This window comes from Halorubrum sp. Ea8, assembly GCF_002252925.1.
Taxonomy (GTDB): Archaea; Halobacteriota; Halobacteria; order Halobacteriales; family Haloferacaceae; genus Halorubrum.
Genome location: NZ_NHPF01000121.1, coordinates 90,726 through 111,023 on the forward strand (window position 1 = coordinate 90,726; position 20,298 = coordinate 111,023).

The 20,298-nt window shown below is 70.1% G+C and carries 23 protein-coding genes and 1 tRNA gene; 14 read left to right on the plus strand and 10 right to left on the minus strand.

Annotation, left to right across the window (positions count from 1 at the left end):
• Complete coding sequence (locus tag DJ74_RS14795; RefSeq protein ID WP_094522998.1) at window positions 1–771, minus strand: VOC family protein; 771 nt, start codon at window positions 769–771, stop codon at window positions 1–3.
• A gap of 229 nt (window positions 772–1,000) precedes the next feature.
• Here DJ74_RS14795 and DJ74_RS14800 point away from each other — a divergent pair, with 229 nt between their 5' ends.
• The 8 genes from DJ74_RS14800 (at window position 1,001) to DJ74_RS14835 (ending at window position 8,590) form a co-directional block, all read left to right on the plus strand.
• Entirely contained in the window at window positions 1,001–2,119 is a 1,119-nt protein-coding gene (locus DJ74_RS14800) for a UbiA family prenyltransferase (RefSeq protein WP_094527734.1), read from the plus strand.
• 86 nt (window positions 2,120–2,205) lie between these two features.
• Window positions 2,206–3,954, plus strand: a complete 1,749-nt coding sequence (locus tag DJ74_RS14805) for a histidine kinase N-terminal 7TM domain-containing protein (protein ID WP_094527735.1) — start codon at window positions 2,206–2,208, stop codon at window positions 3,952–3,954.
• A gap of 114 nt (window positions 3,955–4,068) precedes the next feature.
• Window positions 4,069–4,500, plus strand: a complete 432-nt coding sequence (locus tag DJ74_RS14810) for an EamA family transporter (protein WP_094522992.1) — start codon at window positions 4,069–4,071, stop codon at window positions 4,498–4,500.
• A 104-nt stretch (window positions 4,501–4,604) separates the two neighbouring features.
• Window positions 4,605–6,107: an MATE family efflux transporter gene (locus tag DJ74_RS14815; RefSeq protein ID WP_094522990.1), complete on the plus strand. Its 1,503-nt coding sequence runs from the start codon at window positions 4,605–4,607 to the stop codon at window positions 6,105–6,107.
• 93 nt (window positions 6,108–6,200) lie between these two features.
• Entirely contained in the window at window positions 6,201–7,190 is a 990-nt protein-coding gene (locus tag DJ74_RS14820; RefSeq protein WP_094527736.1) for a class I SAM-dependent methyltransferase family protein, read from the plus strand.
• Between the two features lie 131 nt (window positions 7,191–7,321).
• Complete coding sequence (locus tag DJ74_RS14825) at window positions 7,322–7,543, plus strand: hypothetical protein (RefSeq protein ID WP_094522986.1); 222 nt, start codon at window positions 7,322–7,324, stop codon at window positions 7,541–7,543.
• The gene (locus DJ74_RS14830) at window positions 7,530–7,919 is read left to right on the plus strand and encodes a peptide ABC transporter ATP-binding protein (protein ID WP_094522984.1); all 390 of its coding nucleotides are present in this window, start codon (window positions 7,530–7,532) and stop codon (window positions 7,917–7,919) included. Before DJ74_RS14825 ends, DJ74_RS14830 begins: the two co-directional genes overlap by 14 nt.
• Window positions 7,920–8,517: 598 nt before the next feature.
• Window positions 8,518–8,590, plus strand: a tRNA-Thr gene (locus tag DJ74_RS14835).
• An 83-nt stretch (window positions 8,591–8,673) separates the two neighbouring features.
• Here the strand turns inward: DJ74_RS14835 and DJ74_RS14840 are convergent.
• Window positions 8,674–8,877 carry a hypothetical protein gene (locus tag DJ74_RS14840; protein WP_094522978.1) on the minus strand — a complete coding sequence of 68 codons (204 nt, stop codon included), beginning with the start codon at window positions 8,875–8,877 and terminating at the stop codon, window positions 8,674–8,676.
• 225 nt (window positions 8,878–9,102) lie between these two features.
• On the opposite strand from DJ74_RS14840, the gene DJ74_RS18830 reads away from it, so the two are divergent.
• Window positions 9,103–9,234 (plus strand): rubrerythrin-like domain-containing protein, encoded by a 132-nt coding sequence (locus DJ74_RS18830; RefSeq protein ID WP_141211975.1) that lies wholly within the window; start codon window positions 9,103–9,105, stop codon window positions 9,232–9,234.
• A gap of 74 nt (window positions 9,235–9,308) precedes the next feature.
• Here DJ74_RS18830 and DJ74_RS14845 read toward each other — a convergent pair whose 3' ends face one another.
• The 3 genes from DJ74_RS14845 to proS all read right to left on the minus strand — a co-directional run bounded on the left by DJ74_RS14845 (window position 9,309) and on the right by proS (window position 13,406).
• The gene (locus tag DJ74_RS14845) at window positions 9,309–10,505 is read right to left on the minus strand and encodes a hypothetical protein (RefSeq protein ID WP_094527737.1); all 1,197 of its coding nucleotides are present in this window, start codon (window positions 10,503–10,505) and stop codon (window positions 9,309–9,311) included.
• Window positions 10,506–10,648: 143 nt separating this feature from the next.
• Window positions 10,649–11,773, minus strand: coding sequence for a hypothetical protein (locus DJ74_RS14850; protein WP_094527738.1), 1,125 nt, complete (start codon window positions 11,771–11,773; stop codon window positions 10,649–10,651).
• A gap of 157 nt (window positions 11,774–11,930) precedes the next feature.
• Window positions 11,931–13,406, minus strand: coding sequence for a proline--tRNA ligase (gene proS, locus DJ74_RS14855; protein ID WP_094527739.1), 1,476 nt, complete (start codon window positions 13,404–13,406; stop codon window positions 11,931–11,933).
• 173 nt (window positions 13,407–13,579) lie between these two features.
• Here proS and DJ74_RS14860 point away from each other — a divergent pair, with 173 nt between their 5' ends.
• Window positions 13,580–14,182, plus strand: coding sequence for a CoA pyrophosphatase (locus DJ74_RS14860; RefSeq protein WP_094524065.1), 603 nt, complete (start codon window positions 13,580–13,582; stop codon window positions 14,180–14,182).
• A gap of 50 nt (window positions 14,183–14,232) precedes the next feature.
• Window positions 14,233–14,580: a hypothetical protein gene (locus DJ74_RS14865; RefSeq protein ID WP_094524064.1), complete on the plus strand. Its 348-nt coding sequence runs from the start codon at window positions 14,233–14,235 to the stop codon at window positions 14,578–14,580.
• Between the two features lie 102 nt (window positions 14,581–14,682).
• Here DJ74_RS14865 and DJ74_RS14870 read toward each other — a convergent pair whose 3' ends face one another.
• Entirely contained in the window at window positions 14,683–15,198 is a 516-nt protein-coding gene (locus tag DJ74_RS14870) for a DUF371 domain-containing protein (protein ID WP_094524063.1), read from the minus strand.
• Window positions 15,199–15,238: 40 nt separating this feature from the next.
• Window positions 15,239–16,069: an amidohydrolase family protein gene (locus DJ74_RS14875; protein WP_094527740.1), complete on the minus strand. Its 831-nt coding sequence runs from the start codon at window positions 16,067–16,069 to the stop codon at window positions 15,239–15,241.
• A gap of 150 nt (window positions 16,070–16,219) precedes the next feature.
• Between DJ74_RS14875 and DJ74_RS14880 the strand changes: the two genes are divergently transcribed.
• Complete coding sequence (locus tag DJ74_RS14880) at window positions 16,220–16,687, plus strand: N-acetyltransferase (protein ID WP_094527741.1); 468 nt, start codon at window positions 16,220–16,222, stop codon at window positions 16,685–16,687.
• 24 nt (window positions 16,688–16,711) lie between these two features.
• Here DJ74_RS14880 and DJ74_RS14885 read toward each other — a convergent pair whose 3' ends face one another.
• Together DJ74_RS14885 and DJ74_RS14890 are read right to left on the minus strand one after the other, a co-directional pair.
• Window positions 16,712–17,893 carry a redox-regulated ATPase YchF gene (locus DJ74_RS14885; protein WP_094524060.1) on the minus strand — a complete coding sequence of 394 codons (1,182 nt, stop codon included), beginning with the start codon at window positions 17,891–17,893 and terminating at the stop codon, window positions 16,712–16,714.
• An 86-nt stretch (window positions 17,894–17,979) separates the two neighbouring features.
• The gene (locus DJ74_RS14890) at window positions 17,980–18,570 is read right to left on the minus strand and encodes a hypothetical protein (RefSeq protein WP_094527742.1); all 591 of its coding nucleotides are present in this window, start codon (window positions 18,568–18,570) and stop codon (window positions 17,980–17,982) included.
• Window positions 18,571–18,718: 148 nt separating this feature from the next.
• On the opposite strand from DJ74_RS14890, the gene DJ74_RS14895 reads away from it, so the two are divergent.
• Window positions 18,719–19,246 (plus strand): halocyanin domain-containing protein, encoded by a 528-nt coding sequence (locus DJ74_RS14895; RefSeq protein ID WP_094527743.1) that lies wholly within the window; start codon window positions 18,719–18,721, stop codon window positions 19,244–19,246.
• Between the two features lie 113 nt (window positions 19,247–19,359).
• Here DJ74_RS14895 and DJ74_RS14900 read toward each other — a convergent pair whose 3' ends face one another.
• Window positions 19,360–19,878, minus strand: coding sequence for a hypothetical protein (locus tag DJ74_RS14900; protein WP_094527744.1), 519 nt, complete (start codon window positions 19,876–19,878; stop codon window positions 19,360–19,362).
• Between the two features lie 140 nt (window positions 19,879–20,018).
• On the opposite strand from DJ74_RS14900, the gene DJ74_RS14905 reads away from it, so the two are divergent.
• The gene (locus DJ74_RS14905) at window positions 20,019–20,294 is read left to right on the plus strand and encodes a cytochrome C oxidase subunit IV family protein (RefSeq protein ID WP_094524056.1); all 276 of its coding nucleotides are present in this window, start codon (window positions 20,019–20,021) and stop codon (window positions 20,292–20,294) included.
• Window positions 20,295–20,298: the final 4 nt, after the last annotated feature.

The following is a 20,298-nucleotide window of genomic DNA, read 5'->3' on the forward strand; positions in this document are numbered from 1 at the left end:
CTACTCCCGGACGAGCAGTTCGATCTCGTGGCCGTCTTGATCCTTCGTGAACGCGTAGTTGTGGTCGCAGGAGGCGGGGTCGCGGTAGTCCGGCGCCTCGCGGGTCATCAGCGTCTCCCACGCCTCGTCGAGGTCGTCGACGCGGACGCAGAGGTGGCCCCAGCCGTCGCCCATCGTGTACTCGCGGCCGTCGTAGTTGTACGTGAGCTCCAGCTTCATCGCCTCCTTCGGGGCGTCCTCGGGAGCCATGAAGTAGTTCGAGAAGGTGTCCGCCTCCCAGCGGCCACCCGGCTGCTCCGTGTACTCGAACTTGCGGGTCCAGTAGCCGAGCGCCTCGTCGGCGTCCTCGACGCGGATCATCGTGTGGTCGATGCTCCACTTCTCGCCGTAGTCGCGCTTGACGATCTCGATCTCGTGACCGTCCGGGTCCTTCACGAACGCGTAGCGGTTGCCGCACGACTCGGGGTCTCGGTAGTCCTCGACGCCCTCCGCCATCAGCTGGTCGTACGACTCCTGGAGAGCGTCCTCGGGGACGCGCACGGCGATGTGACCCCACGCGTCGCCGATCTCGTAGGTGCGGTCGCCGTGGTTGTAGGTGAGCTCTAAGAGCGCGCCGTCCTCGTGGACGTCCTCGGGGCCGAGGTAGACGTTGGTGAACGTGTCCGCCTCCCAGCGTCCCTTCTCCTCGTAGTTCAGGTGCGTCTGGTACCAGTCGAGGCTCTCCTCTAAGTCCTCGACGCGGATCATCGTGTGGTCGAAGGTTCCGTCCATAGGGGACGGATCGGCCGCTCTCCTCAAAAGCGTACTGAAGGGGGCACGGAGGACTCGGGACGCCGCCGATCCGCCGGTGGGCGACGCACGCGAGATCGAATCGGCTCAGTCGGAGATAAAACGCCCACTATTATCAGTTTGTTTATTCATTTTATTATGTATAAATAGGTTCGGTGGTTTGAGTATAGCTGGCGGGTGCCACCGACAGTCGGGGTGCCGGCCGCAAACAATGTCAAACAGGACAGATCCGCCGTCGGAGTTCATCGACGGCACCGACTCGGAGAATCACACCGAACAGTTCCCGTCCGAGACGCCGCCGCGCGCCTCGACGGAGTCGACGCCACCGCGTCGAGAGTCAGCGGCGCCGAAGGGCACGTCTCCGGCCGCGGTCGGGACGACTACCGACCCCGCGCGCCTCCTCGGCGCGTTCGCGTCGGGGGCCCCGTTCATCGCGCTCGTCGCGGCCGTCGAGACGCTCATCGCGACCGTTCTGCTGGGCGTCCGGCCGACAGCCGCCCCGGTGGTCGTCGCACTGGTCACCTTCGCGGTGTACACCGTCGACCACGTCGCCGACGCCGACGCCGACGCGGCCTCGACCCCGCAGCGGGCGCTGCTCGCCCGGCGCTACGGAGACCAGCTGATGGTCGCCGCCACGCTCGCGTACGGCACCGCGGTCGCGCTCGCGGTCATCGGCGGACCGGTCGCGCTCGCGGTCACGCTGCTCCCCGGTGCGTTCTGGGTGGTGTACGCCTCCGACTGGTTGCCCGACCTCGGCCGGGCCGTCGGCGGCGTCCTCGCGAGCGTCGCGCCCGACGACCAGCCCGTCGGGCGAGTCGGTGCGGGGGTCACCGACGGCGGGCACAGCTACGTCCCACGCCTGAAGGACGTGCTCGTCGTCAACTCGATCGTCGTCGCCGTGGGGTGGGCGACCGCCCTCACGTTCCTCCCGATCGCGTTCGCCGAGGCGGCGGTGGGGCCGGCCGTCCCGGTCGTCTTCGCGTACTTCCTCCTCCGGTCGTTCGTCGACGCCGAACTCCCGAACGTCCGGGACGTGGAGGCGGACGCGGCGGTCGGCGTCGAGACGCTCCCCGTCGTGCTCGGCGTCGCCCGGACCCGGCGGGTGCTGTACGGCGTCGACCTGATCGTCGCGGGCGCCGTGACGGCCGCCGCCGTCGCCGGGCTGCTCGCGTGGCCGCTCGTCGGGGCGCTCGGCGTCGGCATCGCCGCGTCGGTCTGCGTCACCGCCCTCGCCGGCCGCGTCGACGACGCCGCGGTCCTCGGCGTCGCCCCGGACTGCACTTACCTCGTCGTCGGCGCCGCGATCGCGGGGGTGTCGCTGGTCGGCTGACCGACTCCCGCCGTCCGCCCGATCGCGGCGCGGATGTCGAATCAGGGAAACAAAATGATTTATATTACCTTTACATGTAATTAAGTGTGATCGGGCTGAGTCCGCTCTCCATCGCGCTTCTCGCCGCGGTCGTGACCGGGACGTCCGCGGCGATCCTCGCGTGGCGGGAGCGGCCGGAGGCGGGGGCGACGTGGCTCGCGCTGCTCCTCGTCGGGCAGGTGTGGTGGACGACGTTCCTCGTCTTCGAGTTAGAGGCGTCGACGCTCGCCGCGAAGGCGCTCTGGTACGACGTGCAGTGGGTCGGCGTGGTAGTGGTCCCGGTCGGGTGGCTGCTGTTCGCGCTGGAGTACACGGGCCGCGACCGGTACGTGCGGCCGAGCGTCGTGGCGGCGGCCTGCGTCGCACCGGCGATAACCGTCCTCGTGGTCGCGACGGGCGACCCGTTGGGGCTCATCACCACCGACCGCGCGGTCGCCGACACCGCGGTCGGGTCGTTCCTCCGCGTCGACGTCGGTCCCTGGTACTACGTCATCGCCGGCTACACCTACCTGATGGGGCTGATCGGGTCGGTCCCGATCCTCCAGCTCGTCCGCGACGACGCCCGCCCGTTCCGGGGGCAGAGCGCGGCGCTGCTCGTGGGGACGGCGGTGCCGTGGGTGAGCAGCGTCCTCTATCTCACCGGGGCGATCCCCATCCCCGGACTCGACCCGACCCCCGTCGCGTTCGCGGCCTCCGGGGTCGCGTACCTCCTCGCGCTGTCGCGGTTCCGGCTGCTCACGCTCACGCCCGCGCCGCGCCGCCGGGCGCGCCAGCTCGTCTTCGAGCAGCTCCACGACCCCGTGTTCGTCGTCGGCACCGAGGGCCACGTGCTCGACCTGAACCGCAGCGCCGCCGACGTGTTCGAGGTCGACCGCCGAACGGCGGTCGGCGAGGCGGCCGGCGCGGTCGTGCCCCGCTACGACACGCTCGACGGTGAACGGGGCGACGTCGGGCCCCTCTCGATCGTGGGACGGAACGGGCGCCGACCGTACGAGGTCACGGTGCGACGCGTGACCGACAACCACGGTCGGGCGGTCGGGCGGCTCATGGTCTTCCACGACGTTGGCGAGTACCTCGGCCAGCAGCAGCGGTTGAACGTGCTCAACAGGGTGTTCCGACACGACGTCCGGACCGAGACGAACCTGATCCACGGGTACGCCGACCGACTGACGGCCGACTCCGGAGACGAGCGCGCGCTGTCGGTCGTCAAGGAGAGCGCATCGCGGATCCTCGATCTCAGCGAGCGGACCCGGACCGCGAGCGAACTGTTCGACCCGGTCTCGGAGCCGGAGCCGCCGGTCGCGCTGTCCGCGGTCGTCGAGGAGGCGGCGGCTGACCTCCGCGAGGAGTTCCCAGACGCTCGGGTGTCGATCGACGGGGACGTGCCGGACGTGCCGGTTCCGTCGACCCTCCGCGTCGTCGCGGCGAACCTCTGTTCGAACGCGGTCGAGCACAACGACGCGGACGCGCCGTCCGTGTGGATCGAGGCGACCGTCGCGAACGGCTGGGTCGAGGTCTCCGTCGCCGACGACGGCCCGGGGATCGACCCGGCCGAGTACGAGGTCTTGGCGCAGGGCACGGAGACGCCGCTGGAACACGGCAGCGGGATCGGCCTCTGGATCGTGAAGTGGGGGATCGACGAGGTCGGCGGGAGCGTCTCCTTCGCGGAGCGGGAGCCCCGCGGGACGGTCGTCACGGTCTCCGTCCCCACCGGCGACGCGGCGCCGGCGGGCGGGGAGGAGTCGGCCGGCGCCGAGACCCACGCGTCCGCCGGCTCCGCGGGCACGGGTCGGTAGCCGCCGGCCGACGGTCGCAGGTCGGTAAACTCCGTCCGGCGGTCGCGAGTCGGTAGCCGCCGGCCGACGGCCGCGGGTCGGTAGGCACTAGTTCGCCCCGGTCGACCCGCCGGTATGGACGCTACGTATCTCCCCTACGCGCTCCTCGCGATGGGCGCGTACGCGCTCGTCTCGCCGCTGATGCGCGTCGCGACCACGGGACCGGACGCGGTCCCGAGCGACGTCGCCGTCGTGGTCTCTAACACCCTGCTCATCTGCATGGCCGTCGGCGTGCTCGCGTACACCGGCCAGGGGTTCGCCGTCCACCTCGGGTCGCCGAAGATCCTCCACGTGCTCGCGGCCGGAGTGTTCCTCGGGATCGGCATCCTGGCGCTGTACCGGTCGCTCGCGTTGGGGCCGGTGAGCGTCGTGACGCCCATCTTCGCGATGTTCCTCGTCTTCTCGTCGGTGATCGGCTTCCTCTTCCTCGGCGAGTCGTTCACCGCCCGCAAGGCGGTCGGGATCGTCTTCGCCGCCGCGGCCGTGTACCTCGTGTCGGGCGCCTGATATCTGTCTCCGCCTCAACGTCGCGGTCGAGTCCCCCCGATCCGGAAACGACCGCCGCGTGACGAAATCCCTTTAGCGCCCACCGGGAAAGAGGCGTACTCGCAGTGGTCCGCCTCCCGAACCCCTTCCGCGCGCTCATCTTGTACATCGGCTTCGCCCTCGCGAGGGCGGGACTGATCGACCGCCACCGGGTGGTCCGGACGACGGACCTCGCGTGGCCGCGGATCGTCACGGGGATCGCTCGAATGTCGAAGAACGCAGTCGACGTCGCGATGGTTGGCGTCGCGGTCGGCACCAGCGCGGTCGCCGGCGTCGGGTTCGCCGGGCCGTACTGGGGGCTCTCGTTCGCGATCGGCGGCGGCGTCGCCGGCGGTACCATCGCCCTGGTCTCCCAGCGGTACGGCGCGGCGGCGTACGGCGAGCTCGGCGACGCCGTGCGGTCGAGCGTCCTCCTCGTCGTGCTCGTCACGCTTCCCGTCAGCTCGGCGTTCTGGCTGTACGCGCCGGCGTTCATCGACGTCCTGAGCAGCAACGAGGCCGCGATCGCGCTCGGGGCCGACTACCTCCGCGTCGTCGGGCTCGGGGTGCCGTTCGCCGCTCTCAACCTCGTCGGGAGCCGCGTCTTGGTCGGCTGCGACGACGCGTACACCGCGATGCAGGTGCGGGCGGGCGGCGCGCTCGCGAACATCGTCCTCAGCGCGCTGTTCATCTTCGGGTTCGGGTGGGGGGTCGAGGGCGCCGCGGTCGGCACCGTCCTCTCGAACGTCCTCGCCGTCGCCGGCTTCACCGCGGGGCTCGTGCGCGGCAGTGCACCCCTGATCGGCGAGTTCCCGGTCGCCGTCGACCCCTTCGGCTCCTACCTGAACCCGGACATGCTCCGCGACCTCGTCGAGATCGGGCTCCCGGTCGGCGCGCGCAACCTCGTGTGGACCGCCGCGGAGTTCCCGATGCTCGCCATCCTCGACGTGTTCGGCGAGAACACGGTGGCCGCGTTCGTCATCGCACGGCGCATCTGGGGGCTCATGAACACGCCCGGCTGGGGGTTCGGGCTCGCCTCCTCAAGCCTCGTCGGACAGGAACTCGGCGGCGAGGACCCCGGAGAAGCGGAGGCGTACGCCCGCGACATCATCCGCTTCTCCGTGGCGACGTACGTCGTCTCCGCGGCGCTGATCGCCGCGTTCGCGACCGACATCGTGGTGCTGTTCGCGGAGAGCCCACAGAGCCCGGAGGTCCCGATCGCCGTGAACCTCGTGTACGCCGCCTGCGTCGCCGTCGTGTTCCAGGGCGTCTCCGGCGGGGCGGCGGGACCGCTCGACGCGGCCGGCGACACGAAGATCCCCTTCGCGAGCCAGTTTCTGGGAATGTTCTGCGTCTCGATCCCGCTCGCGTACGTCGGCGCTAACGACGTGACCCCCGCGCTCGACGTGCCCCTGACCGGGCTCACGCTTCCGGAGGTCGCGCTCCCCGCGATCGGGCTGTGGGGCCTCTACACGGCGTTCCTCGCGGAGACGACGATCCCCGCCGCGATCAACTACTGGCGGTTCCGGTCGGGGAAGTGGAAGGGGATAAGCGAGGCGTATCGACCCGAGGCGACCGCGGACGACTGACTCCGGCGCCGCGGTCGCACCGGATCGTCGGCCCGGCCGTCCCGGACGGCCGAAAGCGTCAGCGTTTATGGCTCGCTCCGCCTCTCCGCGACAATGAGCGTTCCCTGCGTCGCCGTCGACCGCGAGCGCGGAGAGGCCGTCCGCGAGCGCCTCGCCGAGGCGGGCGTCCTCGACGGCGACCACGAGATCGCGGTCGAGGGCGACGCCATCTACATCCCCGTCACGGACCCGGAAGCGGTGCCTGCCGACCTCGACGTGTCCGTCGTCGAGCGCGACGCCGCCGAGCGCGACCGTCCGCGGACGCCGGCCGACGTCCTCGGATACGAGCCCTCGCTGGAGCGGCTCGGCGACATCGTCATCGTCGACGAGGACGACGACGAGCGCGCCCGCGAGATCGCCGACGCGGTGATGGCCTCCGACGTGCCCTGCGAGACGGTGCTCAACCGCGCGTCGCCGATCGAGGGCGAGCTCCGCGTCCGGCGGTGGGACGTGCTGGCCGGGAACGGCACGGAGACGGTCCACCGCGAGTACGGCCACGAGTTCCTGCTCGACGTCGCCGAGGTGTACTTCTCGCCGCGGCTCGCCACGGAGCGCCACCGCGTGATCGAGCGGGCCGAGGCGGGCGAGACCGCCGTCGACATGTTCGCGGGCGTCGGCCCCTACGCGGTGCCGTTGGCGTCCCGCGGCGCCGACGTGATCGCCTGTGACCTCAACGAGCGCGCCGTCGACTACCTCCGCGAGAACGCGGCCCGGAACGGGGTCGCCGACCGCGTGACCGCGATCGCCGGCGACGTGCGGGAGATCGCGGACGAGTACGCCGACGCGGCCGACCGGCTGGTGATGAACCTCCCGCACTCCGCCGACGCGTTCCTCGACACCGCCGTTCGGCTGGCCGGCGACGACTGCGCGGTCCACTACTACGACATTCAGCACGAGGACGACCCGTTCGGTCCCGGAGCGCGGGCGATCCGCGAGGCGGCCGGCGACGAGTACGCGGTCGACGTCGAGACGGAGCGCGTCGTCCGGTCGTACGCGCCCCACGAGTACAACGTCTGCCTCGACGTCCGGCTGACGCGGCTCTGAAGCGCGGTTCGGTCGGTCGCGCCTGCGACGCCGGCGTCATCACGTGTCGGTGACTCCCCGTCGCCAGCGCCGCCGGTGGTTTCGACAGAGTGACAATTTTATAGTACTGTGGTACGTGGTATCCGTCGACTATGAGCGACACAGTCGACCCGGAGGAGCGCATCGACGAGACGACCACGTGGCCCGACCTCGCAATCGGGCTCTACGACCGGCTGACCGGCCGCAACGCAGAGATCGTGTACGAGTTCGAGGACATGAGCGTCGACGTCCCCAGCGGAACCGGCGACGACGTCGAGCACGCCAACTGGCGGCTCGACGGCACCGTGCGGGTCACGACCCGTGAGCGGGACTGACGCGAGGGCGCCGCTCTCGGTCGTCACGGAGGACCTCACGCTCACCGTCGACGGCGTCGATCTCGACGTCCGCTCGACCGGCGAGCGGCTGTTCGTCGAGGTACCGACCGTCCGCGACGCGATCCGGGTCGTCCGGAGGCTACCGGAGAACGGCGACGCACGCGCCCCCGCCGCGCTGTTGACCGCGACGCGCCTCACGACCGAGGTCCGGGTCCGCGGTCGGACGGTCGCGGTGATCGGCGCGGACGCGCGCCCGGGGCGCCTCTCCCGCGAGCTCGGCGTCGCACCGGCGGAGGTGCGGGTCGCGGGCGCTCTCGGGGCCGGCGCGAGCGGTCTCTCGGCGATCGCGAGCGAGCCGCGGCGGCTCTTCGCTTAGGGGCGCGGCGAGCGTCGGACGAGCGCCGCCCCTCGCCGAGTGGCTCTCACACCGATAACTACCGAGGAGACCGGATGGACTGACCGACAGCGCGGCAGTCGTCCCGCCCGGGAACGAGCGGGTCGGGACGACACGGCCCGTCACATGACAAGAGTTCGCGGCCGTCGGAGCGTCGAGGTCAGAGGCGATTTCGCGCTTGACACGTCGGAGACGTGGGTGGACGACGGCCGCGGTGGATCGCTGATAGTGGTGACCGCCACGTCGGGTCGCCGTGGGGGAAGCGACCGACGAGAGTATCGGCACCCGGCACGGGCTTCGACCGGGCACGCACCACCGACGGAGCCGATCTCCGCCGTCGCGGCACGACCACACTGTACTGAAGACCTGAACAAGTATTTATGTTTTTTCCTTATACACCTGTGATAGTATCGATAGAAAACGCCGTATCTAGGTAGAATTAGACTTTAACCGAGACGAACGACAACAATTTGAGGGCACGGGGATCGCGAGATGTCGAGGGCATCGAGCCCGCGCCCGGTCCCCGAGCCGTCGTCGTTTCGGAACCCTTATTTTGCCGTTCGGGAATTGTTAGACGCGTGCCGGGGTAGCTCAGCTGGCAGAGCGATTCCTTCGTAAGGAATAGGTCGGGGGTTCAAATCCCTCCTCCGGCTCTTCTAACGGAACGACGTGGAGCCGAGAAGCAACGCGTGACGTTCGGACTCGACGGGGCCGAGGGTGGCGAACGCGCCGTGACTCAGGTTCGCCGTTCGGTTATCCGCGCCGTCACGACGCCGGCGACGAGGAGCATGGCGCCGATGAGCGCGTTCAACGCGAGACCGAGCGATTCGCCGGCGGCCGCGTTCACAGCCCCGAGGTACAGGAAGAACGCGGCGACCGCGGCGTGGAGGGCGAAGACGCCGGTCGGGGCGTTCGATCCGAGAGTGAAGCCGAACTCCATACCTCAACTACGCCGATTCGAGTGAAAAAGGAACGGGTTCCGGCCGTTCGTCCCGTCTTCCCGGATCGTCTCGACGGCACGGAATCGGCCCACCGGCGGACCGTCGACGCCGAGCGCGCCCCGTACCGGGTCTGATCGTTCGTCCAACCACTCGCCGATATGATATCGTATTCTTTAAAGAATAATAGGGCCGAAGCTATGTTACTTGCTATCAAAAGAGTTGATATGCGACCAGAATACGAGAGTGACGGACAAGAACTGTACGAGTGTTTCGAATGCGGGGAACGGACGGACTCCGGCGGCACGTGCGAGTGCGGCGGCGAACTCAAGCACCTCGGTCGGTCGCGGGACCTCTGACGCGGGCGGAGAGCGAGTGAGGGGCCGGTCGTTACCGGCCGCCTGAGTCGGTCCGAGAGCGGCGCTCGGACGCGTCACTCCTCGCGTTCGTCCGTCGTACCGTCGGCCTCGCCGTCCGCGTCTCCCCCGCCGGCCGCGTCGTACTCGGGCAGCGAGAGCACGTTCTCGCGGCCGAGCCGGAACCCGTCGAGGTCCCCGTCGTCCCGGAGCCCAGTCACGACTTGGCTCGTCTTGGCGGCGGTCCAGTCCAGCTCCTCGGCGACCCGTTTCTGTTTGACCCGGCCGCCGTTCTCCTCGACGAGTCGGATCACCTGCTCCTCGTTGCTCAGCAGGTCCTCGTCGACCGGCGGCGCCGCGCCGTCCGCGTCCTCGTCCGCGTCCGTGCCCGACTCGTCCTCTCCGGCGGCCGAGTCGCTGGTCGCGTCGTCCTCGCCCGAAGCCGAATCGGGCGAGGCGCTCGCGCCGTCAGCCGCGGTCGAAGTGGTCGCCCCGGGCTCGGTCGACTCCGCCGACGCCACCGGTGTCTCGCCCGAAGCCGACGCTCCCCAGGGGCGGCGACGGTAGCCGACGACCGCAACAATCGCCACGAGCAGTCCGAGGGCGACGAACGGGAGCGCTCCGGCGGCGAATTCCTCCTGTTCGATCGTCACGCGCGGTTCCCCCTCGGTGAAGTCGACTGGCCCCTGCCAGACGACAGCGTCGTCACGGGTCTCCGTCGGGGTCGGGGACGCCTCGCCGAGTCGGTACCCGTCTTCCCACGAGACGATGAGCGACGTGCTCTCGTCGAGGAACAGCGCGTCGACGGCGTCCCCCACGAGGAGTCGATCGCTGTCGACGGCCGCGAAGTTGCTCCACTCGAACCGGTACGTCAGGACGCCGTACGACTGCGGGAGTTCGCGTCGCTCGGCGCTCACGCTGACGTTCGTGACGTTCATCTCGCGGCCCGTCGCGTTCTCGGCGGCCCCCGCAGTCGTGCGCATCCGCTCGCCGAACCGGCTCGTGTACGCGTCCGGGTCCGACTCCACGTCGGCGCGGAGCTCCTCGAAGGCCTGCTCCTCGTCGTCGTCCGCGAGGCGGATCCGGTACTGGGTCTCCCAGACCGCGTCGCCGTCGGGTTCGACTGTGACCGCTATCAGGACGTCGTCCGGGCTGACGTCCATCTGATCGAAGCCGCCGGACGGGAGCCCCGCCCCGGTCTGTGCGGCCCCGACCGACGCGAGGCCGGCGCTGGCGACGAGCGCGACGACGAGAAGGAGTACCGTTCGCTGCACGGGCGGACAGTTACGAGGCTCGGATAAATCGCTTCCTATCTTCAAAACGAGACCGCCCGCGATTCGGGCGGCTCGGCGGGCGCGCGACGGAGCCGCTCGGCTCCGTCTCGGTCGCCTCGGACCGCGGCCGGAGCCGCCGCGACTCAGCCATCGACACCGCCGACGACCCCTCGAAAGAAGTCGGTGCCGTCCGTCAGCGATCCGGCGAGACGGTCAGCGACGGCGTCGACGGCGCTCGCGGCGCTGGCACCGGGGACTGAGTCGTTACCGGCGCCGCGGTCGTCGCCGGCGCTGCGGTCGTCGCCGGCGGGCGCGGACCCCCCGTCGCCCTGAGCGGTCGCGTTCCCTCCGTCGCCCTGAGCGGTCGCGTTCCCTCCGTCCGCACCGTCACCGCGGTCGCCGCCGTCACCGCGACCGGCCCCCTCGTTCGCGTTCCCCGAACCGTCCGTCGGCGTCCCGACCGCGTTCGTCGAGTCGCCGGTCGCGTTCGTCGCGTTGCCGTCGGCGTCATTCCCGTCGCCGCGGTCGGGCGGACCCTCGCCGGCCGTCCCGTCACCGGTCCCGGGAACGCCGTCGCCGCCGTCGCCCCCCTCACCGGGACCCGGATCGCTCTCGGGACCCGCGTTCTCAGGCGGGCCGCGTCGCTCGGCCGCCAACGGCCCACCGACGTCGTTGCCGGCGACGCCGCGGGCGATCGCCGCGACCTCCGAGCCGCTCGCCTCATTGGCGCGCTCGCGAAGCTCGCCGAGTCGCTCCTCATCGAGGCCGCGGTCCGCCCGAACCGACTCGGGGAGATCGCGGGCGACGTCGGCGCTTCGGTTCGCCTCGCGCTTGACCGTCTCCGCTCGGGCGCCGAGCTCCGCCATCCGCGCGGCGAACTCGCCTTGAGTCAGTTCACCGGCGTCGCGGCGCTCGCGGAGCTCTCGCTGCCGCCGCTCGATATCGGTCAGTCGCCCCTCGGTCCGGTTCAACCGCTCCTCGACTAGGTCGGCCCGGTCCTCAGCGTTCTCCGTCCGGTTGAGTGCTACCTCGAACGCCCGCGAATCGACTTCGCCGGCTATCTCGGCCCGCTGGACCCCTATCACGCCTGAAAGGCGCTCACCGGGGCTGATGTCGGTCACGTTCGCCGTCTCGTTGCCCTCGGCCGTCTCGTTCGTCGCTCCCGGGTCCTCCTGCGCGACGGCCGTCCCGACCGTGCCGGCCGCGGCGATCCCGACGACGCCGACTACCGCGAACGCGACGACGAGGAGCGCGATACCTCGGTTCATCACCTGACGGTAGGCGACGTATCCGTATATAAACCGATCTCCGTTAACTCGGATCAACGCGGATTAAACGCGGGACGGCGGCGGGGTGTTCGCGAGCGGGCTCGCGGACCGTGCGGGTACCGGCGACGACGCCGGGGAGCGTCGTCGGCTCTACGCCTCAGTACGACTTCGCGAAGTAGGCGGTCCGTTCGGCGTCCTCGCCGCAGATCGCACACGTCTCGTCGCCCTCGCCGTCGACGAGCGGGTCGTCGTCCTCGAACGGGACCATCACGATCTCGGCGGCCATCGGCTCCTTGATCGGCTCCTCGCAGGCCTCGTCGCCGCACCACGGCGTCTTCACGTAGCCGCCGTGCTGGCCGAGCGTCCCGAGGATCTCGGCGCGGTCCTCGGCCTCGCGGACCTCGCCGTCGAGCGTCTCCTCCGCGGCCGCGTACAGCTTCGCGTACACCTCGTCGAGGTGGTCGCGGACCGTGTCGACGACGCCCTCGCGGTCCTCGACGACGCTCTCCCCGTCGGGGCGGTGAACGAGCGTGAGCTCGCCGTCCTCGACCTCGTGGGGGCCGATCTCAATCCGGAGCGGGATCCCGTTGAGCTCGTGTTCGTTGAACTTGAAGCCGGGGTTGCGCTCGTCGCGGTCGTCGAGCTCGACGCGGACGCCCGCCGCGTCGAGGTCGTCGGCGACGCCCTCGGCGTACTCCAGCACGTCGTCTTTCGTGTCCTCCTGCCAGATCGGGACGACGACGACCTGCTCGGGGGCGACGCCGGGCGGGAGCACGAGCCCCTGCTCGTCGGAGTGGGTCATGATCAGCGCGCCGAGCGCGCGCCACGAGAGCCCCCAGGAGGTGGTGTGCGCGAGCCGCTCCTCCTCGTCCTCGTCGGAGAAGGTGATGTCGAACGCCTCCGCGAACGACTGTCCGAGGTGGTGCGAGGTCCCGGCCTGTACCGTCTTGCCGTCGGGCATCAGCGCCTCGACGGTGGTCGTCGTGTCCGCGCCGGGGAACTTGTCGTGGTCGGGCTTCTGTCCCTTCAGGACGGGCATCGCCAGCAGGTCCTCGTAGACGGACTCGTACTGGTCGAGCCGCGTCATGGTCTCGTCCCACGCGTCCTCGCTCGTCGCGTGCGCGGTGTGGCCCTCCTGCCAGAGGAACTCCTTCGTGCGGAAGAACGGCTTCGTCTCCGTCGCCTCCCAGCGCACGACCGAGCACCACTGGTTCACGCGAAGCGGGAGGTCGCGGTGGCTCCGCACCCACTGGCTGATGTACGGCGTGATGATCGACTCGGAGGTGGGGCGGACGGCGAGCCGCTCTTCGAGCTCCTTCGTGCCCGCCTGGGTCACCCACGCGACCTCGGGGTCGAACCCCTCGACGATGTCCTTCTCCCGTTCGAGGTACGACTCGGGAATGAAGAGGGGGAAGTAGGCGTTCTGGACGCCGGTCTCCTTGAACTTCGCGTCGAGGAACCCCTGCAGGCGCTCCCAGACGGCGTACGCGCGCGGCCGGGTGACGATGAACCCGCTCATCCCGTCGGGGCCGTAGTCGGCCAGCCCGGCCTTCTGTACGACCTCGGCGTACCACTCGCCGGTGTTGTGTGACTTGGACTCGGTGATACCGAGCTCTTGGTCGTCGTCGCTCATTGTCGTGTGAAGGGTCGGTCGCGGGCTTAAAACGTCCGAAGCCGTGCGGGCCGTTGGGACGCGATGGGCCGGACGCGGCGGGCAGAACGCGGCGTCTCCCTCGCCGCCGCCGATCGTTTCAGACCGCAGGAACGCGGAGAAACGTTAACCCCTTCCCGGCGCCTACGGCCGGTATGGACCTGTCGGGGCTGCGTCGGTACACGCCCGAGAAAGTGACTCGGGCGCGCCGCGAGGCGGCGGTGCTGGCGCCCGTCGTCGAGCGCGGCGGCGAGGCCCACCTGCTGTTCACGAAGCGCGCCGCACACCTCGGGGAACACCCGGGGCAGATGAGCTTCCCCGGGGGCGGCCGCGAGCCGATCGACCGGACCCTGACCGACACCGCCCTCCGCGAGGCGAACGAGGAGGTCGGGATGCGGCCCGACGAGGTCGACGTCGTCGGGCGGCTCGACGACACGCGGACCTCCTCGGCCTACCGGATCCGGCCGTTCGTCGGCGTCGCGCCCGACCGGGAGTACGTCCCCGACGAGTCGGAGGTGGCCGAGGTCGCGGTCCTCCCCGTAAGCGGGCTGACCGACGCCGCGAACTACGAGTCGGAGCGTCGCATCGGCCACCCGGAGTACGGCGACCACCGAGTCCACTTCTTCCACGTCGACGGCTACACCGTCTGGGGCGTGACGGGTCGGATGGTCGTGCAGCTGCTGGAGCGCACGACCGACTGGCGCGCCCCCGAGGAGGTCGACCGAGTCGTCGGAGCGGACGCGGAGCTCCCGATCTGAGGCCGGTCCCGAACGTGCGATTTTAGTACGTACCAGCAAAATCCGCCGGTGTGTCCGAACTGGTGGAGACCCTCCGCGGCGTCGACGGCGCCGAGGCTCGCGTGATAGCCTCTCTCGACTCCCTCGATTTCACGCTCGAGTACATCCGAGCTGACTTGGAGTCGCGCTACTCCGACCGGGACCTCGAATCCGCGTATCGGCTGATCATGGCGAGTCAGGTCACCGGCGACGAGTTCAGGGAGCTCATCGACGAGGAGTTCGAGGCCCAGACGCTGTTCTTCGAGAACGTCGTCGTGCTCGTGTTGCCCGCGGCGCGCTACGAGGCCGTCTTCGCGTCGTTCGATCGCGAGGACCCGTTCCCGACCACCGACCTGATCGACGCCGCCGGCCGGCTCTGACCGGACCGGACGAGGGACTCGCGTTCACTGCTCAACTCGGCCTCGTTTCGTCTCAGTCCGTATCGCTTCGTCTCAGTCCGCATCGCTTCGCCTCGCACCGCCTCACTCCGCCGGTTCGACGGCCAGCCGCAGCGCGACCGGCGCGCCCTCGGCGAGCGCGGCGACGAGGTCGCGGTCGAGGTCGGCGGCCGCCCCGTCGCCGTCGACCAGGATCGTGCGCTCGTCGTCGGTGTAGTCGCTCGTCCGTCCGACCATCGAGCGGTCGTCGAGGAGCGTCAGGTCGGGGTCGCCGCGTCCGGCGATCCGGTCGACGTGCGCCGGGGCCGCGAGGTCGACCGCCTCGTCGCCCGGCTCCCCGACGGCGATCGTCGCAGAGACGGTCGCGTCCGCGTCTCGACACGCCTCTCGGAACGACGCCGAGAAGTCGCGGGGCGCGCGGTCGGCCGCGACGCCGACGATGCAGTCGCCGGCGGGCGTGAGCCAGTCGTCCGTCGTGAACTCGAACGTGCTCGCGTGCTCGGCGGTGACGTGCTCGTGGCCGGCCGCGCGAACGACCTCGACGAGGGGGTCGTCGTCGGCGTCGTCGCCGTCGTCGATTTCGCTCTCGGCGTCGCTCATGCTCGTCGGGTCGGCGGTGCCGCGACAAGTGACCGTCGGTTCAGACGTCCGCGCCCTCGGCGAGCGCGGGGATCAGCCGAGCCGGGTTCTTCGCGAACACGCGGCGCATCAGGTCCTCGGAGACGTCGAGCGTGAGCACCTCCATCACGCCGACGTTCGGGTGGACGTCCGGCGCGCCGGAGCCGAAGAGGACGCGGTCCGGGTGCTCCAAGACGCCGCGTTCGAGCACCTCTCGGTAGCGCACGGCGCTCGTGTCGACGTAGAGCCGGTCGTGATCGTCGAGCAGGTCGAGGGTCTCGTTCATCAGGTCGGCGTCGAGCGGGTAGCCGCCGAAGCTCGCGAGGACGACCGGGAGGTCGTAGTCGAGCAGCTCGCGCTCGACCGCCTCGGGCGGGAACTCCCTGCCGGCGTGGACGATGAGCGGGAGGTCGGCCGCCTCAAGCCGCCGCAACACGTCCTCGTTCGGGAGCCCGTCGACGTTGGGGACGAGCGTGAACCCGTGGAACCGGTCGTCGTAGGAGTACTGCTCGACGTCGTCCGGGCGGGCGTGGTGGTCGTCGCGCTCGGCGTAGAGGTTCCGGATCGCCGGAAGGGGGCCGGTCCCCGGATCGCGCGGGCCGTTGAGCCGGGCGAACGCGACGAACGGCCGGTCGATCGAGAGCCGCGCGACCGCGTTGTTCGCGCGGAGGTAGCTCCGGCCGGGCGAACGGCGACCGGGGCTCGCGACCGCGCGCACGACGCCCGCTTGGAGCATCTCGCGCTCCAACCGCTCGGGGGAGATGTCCCGGCCGTGCGTGGCGACCGAGGACTCGTCGGGGTCCAGCGTCGCGCGGGTGTCGACGATCCGGAAGTCGTGTTCCAGCCCGAGCATCTATCGGCCCGTCTCGGGGGATCCGCATGTGCCTGTCGGTCTCACGCCGGATCGATCCGCGAATCCGGACCGGACCGCGGCGCGGGCGCCGGACGCGACGGCGACGCGCGCCGGACCAATACTGAAGGGCCGTCGCCGCGGTGGGCCGGCATGGAACTCGTCGAAGCCACCGAGGGCGACCTCGACGCGCTCGTCGAGCGGTGGTACGACCTCGCGACGTCGACGGTATCGTACTCGGAGCTGAACGAACTCGCCTACGCCGACGCGAGCGAGGTCCCGGACGAGGGGTTTCGCGAGCACCTCGAGGACCCGTCGACGACCGATTACCTCGTCTCCGTCGACGGCGACACCGTCGGGTTCGTGACGCTCGAAACGGGTCACCGTCCCTCCCGAGCGCGGTCCCGGTACCTGAAGATCGTGAACCTCGCCGTCGACGAGGAGCACCGAAACCGGGGCTACGGCGCGGCGGTCGTGGAGCGCGTGCGGGCGATGGCTGGCGACCGCGACTGCGACTACCTCACCGTCTCCTGCGAGTGGGACAACGACGGCGCGCGACGGTTCTATCGCGACGCGGGGTTCGAGCCGAAGCAGGTGACGTACGCGCAGCGGGTGGAGTGAGACCGACGGCGGCCCCCGGCGGTCTCAGTTCGTGCTGACGATCCGTATCACGTCGCCCTCGCTCAGCTCGTGGCTCTCGCCGATCCGCCGCGAGGAGCGCGCGTCGACCGCGTGGAGGTACCCCTCACCGATATCGGTGTGGACCGCGTACGCCAAGTCCGGCGGCGTCGCCCCCGACGGGAGGAGGAACGCGTCGGGGAGGACGTTCCCCGTCCCGTCCGTCCACTTCGAGGCGTCCTGCACCGGGTAGACGGTGATGCGATCGAGCAGGTCGTAGACGGCGGCGTTCAGCGCGGTCTGGACCCCGGTGCCGCCGTGTTCGTCCATCACGCCGCGGATCGCGTCGAGTCCCTCCCGCTGCCCGTCTGAGAGCTCGTCGAGGATCTCGAACTCCTCGTCGCCCGGGTCGTAGTCGACGACGCCCGCCTCGGCCGCGCGTCGGAGGCCCAGCTCGCCGTCCGCCGTCGCCGGAACGACGGGCTTGTCCGTTCCCTCGCGGATCCGGTCGAGCGCGCCGTCGGGCGCGGCGTCGATCTTATTCGCGACGACGACGATCGGCTTGGTTCGCCGGCGGGTCGCCCGCGCGAGCGCCTCGCGGTCCTCGCCGGTCCACGCCTTCGGGTCGTCCGGGTACTCCAGCCCGCGGAGGACCGCCGTCACGTCGTGTTCGGTCGCGCCGAACCCGGTCAACAGGTCCGTGATCGACGCTTCCAAGTCGAAGTCGGGCGAGCGCGACTTGCGCTCGACGCCCTCCCAGTTGCGGTCGACGATGCCCGCGAGCCACAGGTCCATCTCCTCCTCGACGAAGTCCACGTCGTCGAGGGGGTCGTGCGAGCCGACCGCCACCGGTTCGCCCTCCGCGTTCGTCGCGCCCGAGGCGTCGACGACGTTCAACACGACGTCCGCGTTCGTCAGTTCGTCGAGGAACTGATTTCCGAGCCCCTTCCCCTCGTGGGCGCCGGGGACGAGCCCGGCCACGTCGAGGAGCTCGACGGGGACGTACCGCTTCCCGTCGCGGCAGTTCTCGTTGCCGCACCGCTCCTCGCGGTCGAGACACGGGCACTCGGTCCGGACGTGCGTGACCCCGCGGTTCGCGTCGATCGTCGTGAACGGGTAGTTCGCGACGTCGACGTCGGCCATCGTCGCGGCCGTGTAGAACGTGGACTTCCCGGCGTTCGGCTTCCCCGCCAACGCGACCGTGATCATGGTCGAGGGTCGCGGCGCGGCGAAAAGCGCCTTTCGGTCGCACGCGCCGCGGTCGGCGTTCCTCCGCCGTCACCACCGCGCGGGGGTCACGGGGACTCGACGAGGTCGTCGTCGACGCCCCGGAGGCTCTCCGCGAGCCGCGAGTCCCGCGGCACGGCGTCGAGGAACGCCGCGGAGCCGAACGGGACGTCGCCGTTGACCGACACCATCCCGAGGTCGGCGGGATCGCCGTCGAGTCCGGTGAGGAACGCGACCGTGCGGACCGCCGGGACGTCGTCGACGCGGGCCGCGACGTCGACCGACCCGTACAGCGACCGGTGCGTGGCGACGTGGTGAACGCAGGTCGGCGTGGGCGCGAAACAGAGGAGATAGCGCGCGCCCGGCTCGGTGCGGCCCAGCTTCGGTCGGATCGCGTGCCGTTCGTCGGCGTGGAAGTACCGCTCCATGCGCCGGTACTGCCGCAGGACCTCGTTCGCGCCGGTCGCTCGGCGCACGGCGGCGTCGCCCTTGAGTTCGATCACGTGGTCGACGCGCTCGGGCGTCCGCAGCCGGACGTACGCGTCGACCACGCCGCGTCGCCCCTCGGCGTCGTACGGCTCCTCCAGCCGGACCTCGGGGTCGTCGTGGGCGGCCGCGTAGTGGTCGACCACGGCGGTCGCCAGCTCGTCTTCCCGCATACGTCCCGTTCAGGGCGCCGGCGGGGAATAAATCCGCCGACGGCGCGGTCCCGGCCGACCGGCAGAGGGGCTACTTAACCCCTGCGGCCGTTCCGGCGATCCGGTGTGTATCAAGAGGTTTGTAAGGCTCGACGGCGTATCTAAACTGATGTCTGATAAGCTGAGTAGACGGCGGTACGTCGCCGGAACCGGAGCCGCGCTCGCCCTCGGAACGATCGCCGGCTGTTCCGGCGGTGGAGGGGACGGCTCTGACGGCTCTGACGGCTCTGACGGCGGCGACTCGGGCGGTTCCGGGGAGCCGCGCGACGACGTCCCGAGCGAGATCGACGACTACCTCGCGGACGCCCGGATGTACGACGGTACCATCGCGGACTACACCGGACAGGACCAGGTCACCGTCTCCGTCGGCGCCGGCGACGTCGGCTTCGCGTTCGACCCCGCCGCGATCCGGATCGACGCCGGCACGGCCGTCGTCTGGGAGTGGACCGGCGAGGGCGGCGCCCACAACGTCGCCTCCGTGGAGGGCTCGGCGACCGAGTTCGACAGCGGCGAGGCGGTCGCCGAGGAGGGAGAGACCTTCGAGCAGTCGTTCGACAGCGCCGGCATCCAGCTGTACCAGTGCACGCCGCATCAGGCGAACGGGATGCTCGGCGCCATCGAAGTCGTCGAGAGCTAACGCCGGACTGCGCGTTCTTCAGTAGGCGTTCAATTTTTCCGAGACCCGGCGGCGACGATACCCGTAGCGGAAGCACCGGTCACGTCGGATCGCCGGCGTCGCGAACGTCGAACTCACGGGAGAAACGACCAGCGCACGTCGACGATGCGGTCGTGCTCACTGGTCACGGTCGGGCGGGCGAGGTGGTCGTTCGCATTGACCCCGACGTCGGCGAGTCCAGAGAGCGCCGCCTCCAGGGATCGGTCCGAGCGCTCGACCGCGGAGTCGCGCTCGTAGGGGGCGTCGATCGGTTCGTCGGGCGCGTTCGCGACGTCGACCTCGTCGGCGAGGTCGCCGCCGATGGCGCGCGGCGGCTGGTGGAAGCGCCAGTCGCCGACCGCGAGGAACAGCCAGACGTCGCCGTTGATCGCGTGGTACTCGCCGGTGACGTGCGCGTCCTCGTGGGCGACGATACGTGAGAGGACCGCCGTCTTCGTCCGGTAGAGGGCGTCTTTCCGGGCGGAGCGGACGTTGCTCTCGGTGACGTCGCCGCGGTCGTAGGCGGCCGTCGCCTCGTCGGCGAACTGTTTCGCGACCTTGTTGACCACGTACAGCGATTCGAGCAGGTCGTCCGTCGGTTCGAGCGGGTCCACGGTGATGCCTCGGGGAGTGATCGCCGTGAGGTCGGCGCGTCGAGGCCAAAGGCGTTTCGGGGTCGTGCGGGCCTCGAACGCGCCGCCGCCCGGTCGGATGGTTAATTCTTTAAGCACGCGGCCGAACGCTCATTCAAGCAATGTCGGACGACTCGCTCAAACTGTACACAGCGATCTACGTCGCGCTCCTGGTCGCGGCGACGCTGAACTTCGTTCTCTTCGAGGCCGAGTTCCTCAACTTCACGTACGCCCAGGCGCTCGGCGGGACGCTGGTGATCGCGACCGTCAAGACGCTCCTCATCGTCGCCTACTTCCAGCACCTCCGGTGGGAGAACCGCTCGCTCAGCTACGTGATGGCGCTCGCGCTCGCGCTCACGATGCTGCTGATGGCCGCGGCGACCTACTCCATCTCTTAACCCC